This is a genomic window from Paenarthrobacter sp. AR 02 (assembly GCF_021538675.1).
Classification (GTDB): domain Bacteria; phylum Actinomycetota; class Actinomycetes; order Actinomycetales; family Micrococcaceae; genus Arthrobacter.
This window is the reverse complement of record NZ_JAJUKH010000001.1, coordinates 18079-30758: the sequence shown is the minus strand read 5'-3', so window position 1 is coordinate 30758 and position 12680 is coordinate 18079. Positions and strand designations below refer to the sequence as shown.

The 12680-nt window shown below is 60.7% G+C and carries 14 protein-coding genes; 10 read left to right on the top strand and 4 right to left on the bottom strand.

Features of this window, described 5'->3' with window-relative positions:
• Positions 1-7 precede the first annotated feature (7 nt).
• The 6 genes from LRQ04_RS00160 to LRQ04_RS00140 all read left to right on the top strand — a co-directional run bounded on the left by LRQ04_RS00160 (position 8) and on the right by LRQ04_RS00140 (position 3707).
• Complete coding sequence (locus LRQ04_RS00160; protein WP_235516930.1) at positions 8-283, top strand: hypothetical protein; 276 nt, start codon at positions 8-10, stop codon at positions 281-283.
• A gap of 25 nt (positions 284-308) precedes the next feature.
• The gene (locus LRQ04_RS00155) at positions 309-1076 is read left to right on the top strand and encodes a hypothetical protein (RefSeq protein WP_235516927.1); all 768 of its coding nucleotides are present in this window, start codon (positions 309-311) and stop codon (positions 1074-1076) included.
• Positions 1063-1566, top strand: coding sequence for a PIN domain-containing protein (locus LRQ04_RS00150; RefSeq protein ID WP_235516925.1), 504 nt, complete (start codon positions 1063-1065; stop codon positions 1564-1566). Before LRQ04_RS00155 ends, LRQ04_RS00150 begins: the two co-directional genes overlap by 14 nt.
• Before the next feature lie 245 nt (positions 1567-1811).
• Positions 1812-2453, top strand: coding sequence for a hypothetical protein (locus LRQ04_RS00145; RefSeq protein ID WP_235516922.1), 642 nt, complete (start codon positions 1812-1814; stop codon positions 2451-2453).
• 54 nt (positions 2454-2507) lie between these two features.
• Positions 2508-2639 (top strand): hypothetical protein, encoded by a 132-nt coding sequence (locus tag LRQ04_RS20550; protein ID WP_255773614.1) that lies wholly within the window; start codon positions 2508-2510, stop codon positions 2637-2639.
• Positions 2640-3167: 528 nt separating this feature from the next.
• Positions 3168-3707: a hypothetical protein gene (locus LRQ04_RS00140; RefSeq protein WP_235516920.1), complete on the top strand. Its 540-nt coding sequence runs from the start codon at positions 3168-3170 to the stop codon at positions 3705-3707.
• A gap of 132 nt (positions 3708-3839) precedes the next feature.
• On the opposite strand, the gene LRQ04_RS00135 is transcribed toward LRQ04_RS00140, so the two are convergent.
• The 3 genes from LRQ04_RS00135 to LRQ04_RS00125 are packed head-to-tail and all read right to left on the bottom strand — an operon-like array spanning position 3840 to position 5875.
• Entirely contained in the window at positions 3840-4607 is a 768-nt protein-coding gene (locus LRQ04_RS00135; RefSeq protein ID WP_235516918.1) for an SCO1664 family protein, read from the bottom strand.
• A complete protein-coding gene (locus LRQ04_RS00130) occupies positions 4607-5158 on the bottom strand; it encodes a DUF3090 domain-containing protein (RefSeq protein ID WP_235516916.1) in 552 nt (183 codons plus the stop codon). Before LRQ04_RS00130 ends, LRQ04_RS00135 begins: the two co-directional genes overlap by 1 nt.
• A gap of 24 nt (positions 5159-5182) precedes the next feature.
• A complete protein-coding gene (locus LRQ04_RS00125; RefSeq protein ID WP_235516914.1) occupies positions 5183-5875 on the bottom strand; it encodes a histidine phosphatase family protein in 693 nt (230 codons plus the stop codon).
• A 305-nt stretch (positions 5876-6180) separates the two neighbouring features.
• Between LRQ04_RS00125 and LRQ04_RS00120 the strand changes: the two genes are divergently transcribed.
• From LRQ04_RS00120 to LRQ04_RS00105, 4 genes are all read left to right on the top strand, one after another.
• Positions 6181-7818 carry an ABC transporter substrate-binding protein gene (locus LRQ04_RS00120; RefSeq protein WP_235516913.1) on the top strand — a complete coding sequence of 546 codons (1638 nt, stop codon included), beginning with the start codon at positions 6181-6183 and terminating at the stop codon, positions 7816-7818.
• A 210-nt stretch (positions 7819-8028) separates the two neighbouring features.
• On the top strand, positions 8029-8958 hold the full coding sequence (locus LRQ04_RS00115) for an ABC transporter permease (RefSeq protein ID WP_235516911.1): 930 nt from the start codon (positions 8029-8031) through the stop codon (positions 8956-8958).
• Positions 8948-9931 (top strand): ABC transporter permease, encoded by a 984-nt coding sequence (locus tag LRQ04_RS00110; protein WP_235516909.1) that lies wholly within the window; start codon positions 8948-8950, stop codon positions 9929-9931. Before LRQ04_RS00115 ends, LRQ04_RS00110 begins: the two co-directional genes overlap by 11 nt.
• An 11-nt stretch (positions 9932-9942) precedes the next feature.
• The gene (locus LRQ04_RS00105) at positions 9943-11658 is read left to right on the top strand and encodes an ABC transporter ATP-binding protein (RefSeq protein WP_235516907.1); all 1716 of its coding nucleotides are present in this window, start codon (positions 9943-9945) and stop codon (positions 11656-11658) included.
• 97 nt (positions 11659-11755) lie between these two features.
• Here LRQ04_RS00105 and LRQ04_RS00100 read toward each other — a convergent pair whose 3' ends face one another.
• Positions 11756-12607 carry an SGNH/GDSL hydrolase family protein gene (locus LRQ04_RS00100; RefSeq protein WP_235516905.1) on the bottom strand — a complete coding sequence of 284 codons (852 nt, stop codon included), beginning with the start codon at positions 12605-12607 and terminating at the stop codon, positions 11756-11758.
• Positions 12608-12680 lie beyond the last annotated feature (73 nt).

Below are 12680 nucleotides of genomic sequence, written 5' to 3'. Positions count from 1 at the left end.
AAAAGACATGGCGTACATCATTTACCAGGGACAGAACATCGCGATCCCAGACAACGTGAAGATAGACGAGCTGGCTGACGGCCTTAAGGCGATGCAGAACAACGTCGCATGCTCCTGGCTGACTCTGAACCTGGCTGGTGCCGAGCCCAAGAGGATCCGTCTCATCGTTGGCCCCGGCATCCCGATTGGCATCGTCAGCGACCCGATGGACGGGCACGCCGTGGACCTCTCGGACGATAGGCTGAACGACTTCCTGCACAGTCCGGCTGGAGACGATGTGTAGCATGTGGGTAATAGGAGGGGGCGACATGGAGCGCGATGAGGTGAGGCTCAAGATTCTTGGTGCGCCCAATTCCATCGATGTCAGAGCGCTTCACCGCTCCCTAGGTGGGCTCATTGATTTGCTGCACGGCTCCACAGAGTCGCACTGGCTCATCTCTGACTTGAAGGTGTCTAGCGCTCTCGTAAAGCTGCGCCCCGCGATGCCTTCGGACGTGGACTGGGAAGGCGCGTTTCAGGAAATCCTTGCGGGACTCCACCACCTTGAGTCGGAGTCTTCAACCCCCTCATCTTGGGGCAACACCATGGTGGAGGCCCTCCTTCAAGCTGGTGGCTTGGGCAAATTCGCAGGCGTGGAGGGCGTAGAACTGACCCTCGGTACGGATGCGCCCATACGCATAGACGGGGAAATAGTTGCTAACGCGTCCCGGGCGCTAAAACCACCCAACACATCTCTAGGGTCCGTGGCTGGCAAGATCGACCGCTACATCAGCCGCAGCGGTAAGAAGAACTTCGGACTCGTAGATGAAGCCACCGGAAAATCCGTCAGTGTGACATTCTCAGCGTCGATGGAACCGCGGGTGGTGGAAGCTATCAATAAGCAGATACTGGCTTGGGGTCTCCTGCGCCGGGATCACACAGGCCGGAAAGTCTCATTGTCCTTGGAGGATTTTGAACTTGTTGAGTCCGCTCGCGGACCAGTTTCACTTGATGACATTGTTGGAGTGCTGGGGCAGGATTGGACCGATGGGCGCAGCTCAGTGGACTGGGTAAGGGAGCAGCGTGACCAAGACTGAACCGCGGCGGGCCATAGATACGTGCGTGCTGCTGAACGTCATGACGAACGGGGGGAAGGATGATCCACTCTGGCTTCCCCGTAGTAGGCGAGTACTTGAGGCGGCAGTTGCGGGCAAATACAAATTAGCACTGTCGGCCTATGTGATCCCGGAGCTGGCTGGCAATGGAGAAATCCGCGGGACGCAACTGGAAAAGCGTGAGCGTCACCGTCGTATAACTCGCACGCGTGAATGGATGTCGGAGGCCGGTTTCCTGATAGTCGAAATTGACGGGACGATTGCCAACCATGCGGCGGACCTGGCTATTACCAAGCAGCTTCGCGGTGGGGATGCGGTGATACTGGCGAGTGCCATCAGAGCCAAGGTTGAAGTTCTTTATACATGGGACACCGATCTGCTCAAACTCAATGGCACTTACGAGTTTGAGATAGCTGAACCGCCGACCCCTGGGGATGAGGGGCAGCTCGACATATTCAGCGCCGCGTCCTAAGAATTGGAAGCTGACCGGGGGCAGTTACTTTCACGGCTCATAGCGAACTCCTTGATCATGTCGACGTCTGGTTCGTTGTTTACTATGCCGCGGAACTTGCAGATCAAGGTGTAGCGCTTGCCAACACGTTCAATTGAAGTCTTCACACAGGCATTCTCGCCTAGCCGGTCACTCTCGAACGCGCCCATGCAGCGTCGATTTCATGGCGGTGATACGAGCAAGTAAGAGGCTTATATGATCCATTGGTGGACGTAATAACTTGTGGCGAAGCGCTGTGGATCTCATGTGGAAGCTGGCTCGGATTTTGGAATGGATCGATTGGTGCGCTGACTAGTGCCCTGCTTGCCGCGGGGGTGGCAACTGGAGTTGTTTTGGCGACAAATCGGAAACAGAGCCAGCTCGCGAGAATTGCTCTGGATGCGCAGTCTGAGAGCCTCCAAGAACAGCTTAATGAGCAGCGGCGCGAAGGATCACGCCATCGGGAACTGGCAGCAATCGCGGAACTAGTTGCTGAGACGCATGCGCTTTGGTGGCGCCCGGAGCTGATTTGGGTGGACAGTGGCAACCCTTTCCCAAGAGCACTAGCAGCAGCGATACGTTGGAGACTTGAGGGCACGCTTGGCGAAACTGGGAAGGTTGAGCAGCGAGTCTTGACGATTGGGCAAGCCGCCGCTCACACCGCGGTGGCGGAGGACAAGAAGCACGCAGCAAAGGAAGGGCTTAAAGGGATTCTGACAGAGCTAGTCAAGGACCTAGCTAGCTTTGCCGCCGCCTGGCCTCATCTCTGTGCCAATGATCAGGAGACTGAGCTCAATAAGCTTGCTGCGCGAGATGCGGAGTTGATGGCGAAGATAACTGAGTTGTCCGCAGAATTTGTGAGCGCGTAACGGGTGCCGCCCTCGTTTCCGGCGAGGGTCGTGTCGCACCCTGAGAGTGGCTTCATGATCATGGCGAAGTTTGATCGTGATGGTTTCCAGAAGATGATGGCTGAACCCAAAGCGGAGGACCGTACCGGAGTGGTTGCGCGTTCCCCGTATGAGGACCTGGAACCGGATCCGGAGTACCTGCCGTAGCCCATGCCATGCACATTTTTGCAGATCGACTTGCGCGAGTGTGCGGATGTGTTAATGTTATTGCAGATCAGACGTGGTGGTTTGATGAAAACGCTTTGAAGGGTCCGTTGCCGTGGTAGGCGCGGACCCTTCGGCGTATCCGGTGCAGTTTCGGGCAGAATAGGCCGCATGGAACCTGGAGAGTTGTGGGCCTACCGTAAACGCGCTGTCGATCCCTTGGAACCCGTGACGTATCTGCGACACAGACGCGGCGATCAGCCCAAACATAAATACTCGCTGGTTCGATTCGAAGCAGAAGACGCTGACGGGCGCGAAGAATGGGTGCCAGACGGGCGACTCAAGTGCCCGTGGGATGAAGCGGACGCGTACGTTCTAGAGGAGCGGCGCTGGGGAGCAGTCTCCGCTGCTTCTAGTATCAGCGTTGACATGGAAGCGGCGATCGCGGAGGTCTTAGACCTGGTCTTACCGGATCGGTGTTGGGGGCGCCTAAAAGCTCCTACGCATATTCGGGATACGTCAGGTGTTTTCATGTTCCGCGATATCACAACCCTCTCCACGCTGACGGGGCTCAGCGCCGACGAGCTTTGCGGGGAGCCAACAGCTTTCAAGGAAGGCGACACTTGGGTTGTACCAGCGCGCACCGCGTGGGCTATTGCTGAGAAGGTCGCGGAAAGAGTTGCCGGCCCCATCATTGAGGGCGTCGAACGGGATGAGCGGGAACTGTCATCCGAGCAGCGCCATTGGAAGCTGCTCACTCCCAATCGTGAACCTGACAAGCAGACAGAGGAATCGTGGGAGCGGAGGCGGGAATCAATCCGATACCGCCGTGAATGGATAGGCGCGGAAAACAATAGTCTCCGCCAGCAGGCACTAAACGCAGAGAGCGAAGCGGAGAGGCTGCGTGGCTTGGTCGAGTGGGGTATAAGCAAACTCGCCGGCTATGGGCACAAGTCGTCAGCCGAGACCTTGCGGCGGAACTTGGGTGCAGAGTCACGAGTCCAGTCCGCAGAAAGTCCGCAAGAGGTCCGCAAAGGGACTACTCGCCGCAGCTTTACCCAACATCGCTGAGCCCTAGAATCCGCGGTTCCCAACGTCCCTCAACTGCCAGCGAGTATATAAGGTACGTTCCGCTTCAACGTCTAGAGTGCCAAGTCCACACAAATGGCCGCCTGGAACAGCAGTTCTTGGCGGCCATGTGCTTTAAAACAACGGCCAGGGCACCGCGGGCGCTTGTCCGCTGGGCGCTGGGAACTGCCCAACAGAGTGCAAGCGGTCGGAGCGCATCGCCAATGCTTCGACTTCCTCGGCGCTGAGCAGCCCCGCGAGTTGTTGACCCAGCTCGCCGTGGAGCCCGTCGCGGACACGATCCAGTCTGGCGAGTTCATCTGCGTTCAGCGCGTCCCCAATCCACCCCCACAGCACGGTGCGCAGCTTGTGGTCCTGGTGAAAGGTCAGTCCATGGTCAACGCCGTGCCGGTGTCCGTTAGCCATGGCAAGAATGTGGTCACCTTTGCGGTCGGCGTTGTTCACCACGACGTCGAACACCGCTGTGCGCCTGAGTGCCGGCGTATCTTCGTGGACCAGCGCAACGGTCCGCCCGTTCTCGTCCTGGCCTTCGAGAACACGTTTCCAGCCCGTCTCCGGCACTGAATCCGCAGCCACCAGATCCACGGCGTTTTGGGCCGGGTCCTGGTCCTGCCACAGCTGCACCATTCCTTCGCCTAGTGGGCCATCGCGCAGCCACGTCCGGGGAACGACGCCCCACCCAAAGGACTCGGAGACCAGATAGGCGGCCACCTCACGATGCGCCAAAGTCCCGCTGGGAAAATCCCAGAGCGGACTTTCGCCTGCTATCGGCTTGTAGACGACCGCAACCTCGCCGATGCTGCCAAGGAATGTGGCGTTGGATGCCGTCGTGATGCGTCCGGTGAGGGTGAGCTCCGCGGTCAGCAGGTCCGGCGTCGGCATCAGAGCCCGGGGGAGGGGCAGACGTGACCTTCGGCATCCATCGGGTTGCCACACAGCGGGCACAGAGGACGGCCGGCGTCCACGATCTCCCGGGTGCGCTTGGCGAACGCACGGGCTGTTCCTACCGGCATCCGTACCAGCAGCATTTCGCGGTCGATAGCATCATCCAGGTCCAGCGCATCATCGTCTTCGTCATCGAGCTCGGAGATGGGGTAGGCCTCGATCACCACCTGGGCTGTGGTGGGGTCCCAGCCCAGGCTGATGGCTCCGGTACGGAACTGCTCCTGGACGGGTTCCAACGGATCATTGTCCACCAGCTCTATGGGAGTGCCCGTGGGAACACTGAAGGGATTGCCTCCCACCGTGATGAGCTGGTCGAGAATCTCGTCGATTTTCTCGGCCAGGAGAGCCGACTGCTGCTTCTCCATGGCGATACTTACGATCTGTTTCCCTGCGCGCACCTGCAGGTAGAACGTGCGCGCGCCCGGAAGGCCGATCGTACCGATCACTACCCGATCGGGCCAAGCAAACTCGTGAACACGTGTAGGCATGTCAATATTCTAGGCAGAGGACGCTCAGGGCGCCGTATGCCCGGCGCCGCCGCCCACGGGGGCATCCCCCGAGGGCGCGCTCCGGGACAGCCAGGAAAGATCGCCGGCCACCGTGTTGGTCGCAACGACGGCAGGCCGAGGGGAGCCGTAGCGGACGATCGATACCGAGGCGGGGTCAACGCTGAGGCGCTGGAAGAGGTCAAGGTGCATTCCCAGCGCATCGGCGAGTATGGACTTGATGACGTCGCCATGGCTGACCGCTACCCATACGGACTCCGGGCCGTGTTCGGCTTCGAAGGCTGCATCGTGGCGCCTGATGGCTGCTACTGAGCGGGCCTGCATGGCGGCCATCGACTCGCCGCCGGGAAAGACGGCTGCGGATGGTTGGGATTGTACGACCTGCCACAGGTCCTCGGTTGCGAGTTCACTGAGCCTGCGTCCCTGCCACTGGCCGTAATCACACTCGGTGAGCGCAGGTTCGATCGGGGAGTACGGCTTGATGGCCTGGCGGTCAATGATGAGTTCGGCAGTCTGCCGGCAACGTTCAAGGGGGCTCGACACCACCCCGACCAATGGCACCGACGCAAGCCGGTCTCCGGTGACGGCTGCCTGGTCGCGCCCGATCGCGTCGAGGCTGACTCCGGGAGCCCGCCCGGCCAGGAGTCCGGAGGCATTGGCTGTGGTGCGTCCGTGCCGCACGAGGATAACTGTCGCCATTCCCTTAGCCTAACTACACGCCCGACGGCGGTCGGTCGCCAGCCCGGCACCGGCGAAGATCATTCCTGTCCTGCTGTCAGACAGCGAATGCTACCACCGAGTAGCGTTTGACTTGAAATTCCCGGCAGTTTAGGCATGTAGAGGTTGCGGAACGGTTACAGTTTGGCCATCAAGTCCCAACATCCGGACGCAATGTGGGTAGGCTTACACTCACATGTAGGCAACGTCACAGTAGGAAACTGTGCCTGTGCCTGGGGGGAATCACGAATTTCCCCTCCTCAACTCCACGACTCATAGGAGGCGGAATGCGTTTCTCGCGCACTTCCAAAGCTCTAGGCGTAGCGGCGATCATCGCCCTCGCAGCCACCGGTTGCGGTGGCGGCGGTAGCAACAACTCCGGTTCATCCGCAGGCGACCCCAACAAGGTCATCATTGCTGACGGCTCTGAGCCGCAGCGCCCGCTCATGCCGGCAGACATCAACGAGGTCGGCGGTGGAAAGATTGCCACGCTGATCTTCTCGGGCCTTGTCAGCTACGACCCGTCCGGTAAGCCCGTCAACGAGCTGGCGGAGTCCATCGAGGCGCCTGACGCCAAGAACTTCACCATCAAGCTGAAGAAGGACCAGAAGTTCACCAACGGCGAAGCCATCACGGCCAAGACGTTCGTTGACTCGTGGAACTTCGGTGCAGCAGCAAAGAACGCGCAGCTCAGCGCCACGTTCTTTGAAAGCATCAAGGGCTACGACGAGACCAGCGCCGAAGGTTCCACAGTGGAGACCATGTCCGGCCTCAAGGTCGTGGACGACACCACCTTCACCGTTGAGCTCAAGCAGCCCGAGTCCGACTGGCCGCTGCGCCTCGGCTACACGGCCTTCATGCCCCTTCCGGCAGCAGCTCTTGCTGATCCCAAGACCTACGGCGAAAAGCCTGTAGGGAACGGCCCGTACAAGATGGCAGAGAACGGCTGGCAGCACAACGTGCAGATCCAGCTGGTCCCGAACGCCGACTACAACGGTCCGCGCAAGGCCAAGAACGGCGGCGTGACGTTCAAGATCTTCCAGAACGACGACGCTGCATACCAGGACCTGCTGTCCAACAACCTGGACATCCTGCAGACCATCCCCACCAGCGCACTGAAGAACTTCAAGACCGACCTTGGCGATCGCTTCATCGAGAAGCCGTACGCGGGTAACCAGACCATTGCCATCCCGGAATACCTTCCGGAGTGGAGTGGCGAAGCCGGCAAGCTGCGCCGCCAGGCCATCTCCATGGCCATCAACCGCGAAGAGATCACCAAGGTCATCTTCAGCGGCGGTCGCCAGCCGGCCAAGGACTTCACCGCTCCCGTTCTGGACGGCTACAGCGACAGCATCCCCGGTTCTGACAACCTGAAGTTCGACGCCGCCAAGGCCAAGGACCTCTGGGCCAAGGCCGATGCCATCCAGAAGTGGGATCCGAACACCGTCTTCACCGTTGCCTACAACGCTGACAAGGGTGGCCACAAGGCTTGGGTTGAGGCTATGACCAACCAGCTCAAGAACAACCTCGGCATCAAGGCCGAAGGCCTTCCGTTCGCCACCTTCAAGGAAGCCCGCGATCTCGCGACCTCGGCGAAGCTGACCGGTTCGATCCGTGCCGGCTGGCAGGCAGACTACCCGTCGCTGTACAACTTCCTCGGACCGATCTACAAGACCGGTGCAGGCTCCAACGATGCCCGCTACGCGAACCCCGAGTTCGACAAGGCTATCTCCGATGGCCTGTCCGCCCCGAGCGTTTCCGACGGCAACAAGGCAATGAACAAGGCGCAGGAAATCCTTCTCAAGGACCTGCCTGCCATCCCGCTGTGGTACCAAGTAGCACAGGGTGGCTGGAGCACCGGCGTCTCGAATGTTGACTACGGCTGGGACGGCGTCCCGCTCTACTACAACATCACCGGCAAGTAAGCGCGATTCGGCGGCGGAAGTGCTCAGTTGAGCACCTCCGCCGCCTTATCTCGTTGCAAATCAATGACGCCCAACTCTGGTTGGGCGTCCTTGTGCAGGCCTACACTGCCTTGGCATGGAACGTTTGCACATCAGACGAAAAGGTTCTTTGATGAACAACTCCGCTGCACCCCAGCCCCGGGTGCCTGCTGATCGGGGTGTGGTGAGCTGATGGCCACCTATATCCTTAAACGATTCCTCCAGCTGATTCCCGTATTCCTGGGAGCGACACTGCTGGTTTATTTCCTGGTCTTCAGCCTGCCTGGCGACCCCATTGCTGCTCTCTTCGGTGACAAACCCGTCAACGAAGCGGTCGCGGCCAAGCTGCGTGCCCAGTACAACCTGGACCAGCCCTTCATTGTTCAATACCTGCTCTACCTCAAGAGCATCTTCACGTTCGACCTCGGCCAGGACTTCTCCGGCCGGCCGATCGCAGCCGTACTTGGCGAGGTCTTCCCCGTGACAGCACGCCTCGCCGTCATGGCCCTGATTTTTGAAGCCGTCTTCGGCATCGCCTTCGGCTTGGTCGCAGGTCTTCGCAAGGGCAAGCTTTTCGACGGCACCGTGTTGATCGCATCCCTGATCGTCATTGGTATCCCGATCTTCGTGCTCGGCTTCATCCTGCAGTTCTTCATTGGCGTGCAACTGGGGTGGGCCAAACCCACGGTCAGTGCGGCGGCTACGGTTCAAGACCTGATCCTGCCGGCCATCGTTCTTGGCCTGGCGTCATTCGCTTACGTTCTGCGGCTTACCCGCACCAGCGTCATCGAGAACATGAATGCCGACTACGTCCGGACCGCGACGGCCAAGGGCCTGTCCCGCTTCCGGGTCATCAATGTGCATATTCTCCGCAACTCGCTCATCCCGGTGGTGACCTTCCTGGGAGCCGACCTCGGCACACTGATGGGTGGAGCAATCGTCACGGAAGGCATCTTCAACGTCCCCGGTGTGGGTAACCGTTTGTATCGTGCCGTCCTGTCCGGTGAAGGCCCAACCGTGGTCAGCATCGTCACAGTGCTGGTGTTGATCTACTGTCTCTCCAACCTGCTCGTTGACCTTCTGTATGCCTGGCTTGATCCGAGGATCCGTTATGACTCCTGAAAATAACCTCACTGGGCAGGACACCGCCCCGCGCCACATCGAGCACTTCGTTGCCGATCTTGAAGAAACGCCCCTCCAGGCGACCGACAAGGTCAAGGAAGACTCCGCGCCTTCGAGCCTCTGGGGCGAAGCGTGGAAGAACCTGCGCAAGCAGCCGCTGTTCATCATCTCGGCGATCATGATCCTGGCTGTCGTGGTTGTATCGCTCTTCCCGGGCCTGTTCTCGCAGATCGATCCCACGTCCGAGGCCTGCCAGCTGTCCAACTCCGATGGCGGGCCCGCTTCCGGGCACCCGCTCGGGTTTACCCAGCAGGGCTGTGACGTTTATGCCCGCGTCATCTTCGGCACCCGTTCCTCGGTGACTGTTGGCCTGTTCACCACCATCGGCGTCGTTCTTTTTGGCGGCATCATTGGTGCGCTGGCCGGTTATTACGGTGGCTGGGCTGACGCCGTGCTGGCGCGCCTGACGGACATCTTCTTTGCCTTGCCGCTTATCCTCGGCGCCATTGTCATGATGCAGCTGCCCGTTTTCCGTGCGAACCGCACGGTGTGGACGTTGGTATTGATTTTGATCGTCTTCGGCTGGCCGCAGATTGCCCGCATCACCCGTGGCGCAGTGATTGAAGTCAGGAATGCCGACTTTGTGGTCGCTGCCCGCTCGCTGGGTGTTTCCAAGTTCCGTTCGTTGTTGCGCCACGTGCTCCCCAACTCCTTGGCTCCCATCATCGTGGTGGCAACCATCTCGCTGGGCACGTTCATCGTGGCCGAATCCACGTTGTCCTTCCTTGGTATCGGGCTCCCACCGAGCGTCATGTCGTGGGGTAACGACATCCAGGCAGCGCAGGCTTCGTTGCGATCAAACCCGATGCCTTTGCTCTACCCGGCTATTGCCCTGTCGATTACAGTCTTGAGCTTCATCATGCTCGGCGATGCCCTGCGTGATGCCCTCGACCCCAAAGCGCGTAAGCGATGAAAGGCGAAGCCATGAACTCTTCAGTTCACATCAAGGAAGAAGTCGCCGGCTCCGAGCGTCCCCTGCTGGAGATCAAAAACCTCGCGATCAACTTCGCCACCAGCAATGGTGAGGTCAACGCCGTCAGGAATGCCCACCTCACGGTGATGCCCGGTGAAACTGTGGCCATCGTGGGCGAATCAGGTTCGGGGAAGTCGACGTCGGCCCTCGCCGCCATCGGCTTGCTGCCGGGGAACGGCCGGGTAGCTGCCGGCGAGATTCTCTTCGACGGGGAAGACATTGCCCACGCGAGCGAGAAGCGGATGATCGAACTCCGCGGCAATTCCATTGGGATGGTGCCGCAGGACCCGATGTCCAACCTCAACCCGGTGTGGAAGATCGGTTTCCAGGTCAAGGAGACCCTGAAAGCCAACGGTCTTCCTTCCGGCCCCGAGGACGTTGCCAAGGTATTGTCCGAGGCCGGCCTGCCTGACGCAGCCCGCCGCGCCAAGCAGTACCCGCACGAGTTCTCGGGCGGCATGCGCCAGCGCGCGCTGATCGCCATCGGCCTTTCCTGCCAGCCGCGCCTGCTGATCGCGGATGAGCCGACGTCGGCCCTTGACGTGACGGTCCAGCGCCAGATCCTGGACCACTTGGACAAGATGACGTCCGAGCTGGGTACGGCCGTTCTGCTCATCACCCACGACCTCGGCCTGGCGGCCGAGCGGGCGGACAAAGTAGTGGTCATGTACAAGGGCCAGGTTGTGGAATCCGGTCCGTCCCTCGAGCTGCTCCGCAACCCGCGGCACCCTTACACCAAGCGACTGGTATCCTCAGCGCCCTCCCTGGCGTCCCGCCGTATCCAGGTCGCCAAGGAACAGGGTGTCGAGTCCGACGAGCTGCTGGCTCCCACGGAACCCGTGGTGGTCGAGTCGGCACTTCCCGAGGAGGTGCTGAAGGTTGAGGACCTGACCAAGGTCTTCAAGCTCCGTGGAGGTATTGGCAAGACCACTGACTTCACGGCTGTTGACTCAGTCTCGTTCTCCGTTCGCCGCGGTACCACCACGGCGATTGTGGGGGAGTCCGGCTCGGGCAAGTCCACTGTTGCCCAGATGGTGCTGAACCTGCTGGAACCGACGTCCGGAAAGATCATTTTCGACGGCGTCGACACCTCCACGCTGAACAGCCGGGACTTGTTCAAGTTCCGCCGCCGGGTGCAGCCCATCTTCCAGGACCCGTACGGCTCACTCGATCCGATGTACAACATCTTCCGGACCATCGAAGAGCCGTTGCGCACTCACAAGATCGGCACCAAGGCCAGCCGGGAGAAGAAGGTCCGTGAGCTTCTGGACCAGGTGGCCTTGCCGCAGTCGACCATGCGTCGCTACCCGAATGAGCTCTCCGGCGGTCAGCGCCAGCGCATTGCGATTGCGCGAGCACTGGCCTTGGACCCCGAAGTGATCATCTGCGATGAGGCCGTCTCCGCTTTGGACGTGCTGGTGCAGGCCCAGGTCCTGAACCTGTTGGCAGAGCTCCAGGACAACCTGGGCCTGACCTACCTGTTCATCACCCACGACCTCGCCGTTGTGCGGCAGATCGCGGACCACGTCTGCGTGATGCAGAAGGGCAAGCTGGTGGAAACGGGCAGCACGGACGACGTCTTCGACAACCCCCGTGAGGCGTACACCCAGGCCCTGCTGGATGCCATCCCCGGTGGTTCGCTGCTTCTGCCGCCCGAGGTGGCCTGACCCGGCGTCGAACTCCAACAAAGCCGCAAATAGCAGGAGCCGGTGGTTTCCCCAAAGGAAACCACCGGCTCTTGCCGTTTAAGCTGCCGGCAGGCCGCTACTGTGCTGGCGTCGCGGTTTCACTGTCAGGACGCGCGGTCAGGCCCAACGCGGCGAGTTCGCGGGCCAGGACTGCCCCCAGCTTGGCGTGTCCTGCGGGTTTCAGATGGACGCCGTCCTGGAGATCTCCCACCGCGTTGTACCGGGTGAGCCAGTCGCCGGCGCTGACGAACGGTATGCCGTGTTTTGCCGCGATCCTGCCTACGAGCGCGTCCACTTCGGTGCGTCGGGCGCCGCCGTTACTGGCGCCGCGGGCGAGGGTACCGATCATGGCGAGCTTGGAGCCTGGGTAGCGCTTGGTCAACGCCGCCAGCAGCCGTTCGGCATTGCCGGTGATCTGGGCGTCCGTTGCCCGCTGGGTGGCGTCGTTGCCGCCGCCCTCGATGACGATCAAGGGAGGCTCGCCATAGGGGAGTACCCAGTCGCCACGCTGGAGTGCGTCAATGTAGTTCCCCGTCTTGCCGTTCGAAGCAACATAGCCCGTCCCGCCCATGCCCACGACATGCAGCTTGTATCCCAGGGCAGCAATGCCCTGCTGCGGCCAGGAGTCCTTGGGCATGGCCTGCGAGTCTCCGATCAGTACCGCCGTGTGGCGTACGTCGGCCAGCACCAGTTCATTGCGGTTGTTCGTGGGGTTCTTGTACAGGGAACCGACAGGCAGGTTCAGTGCGGTGGGGGAGGGCGCGGACCGCAGGGGTTTTTCCGCGGCGGACGTTTGTGCCGGCCCGGGCGCGGCTGATCGCGTTGAGACGGGTTCGGGTGGTGTTTGGTTTTGTCCGCAGCCCACCAAAAGAACGCCGACGGCGATCAGTGGTGCGAGCATGCGGAACGTTGCCGGGGCTTTGCGCATCGTAGGTCTCCGTGTGGCACTGGTTCTGCTGCAATCATGGGGCACGAACGCCGGAAAATCCAGCAAGTGGACG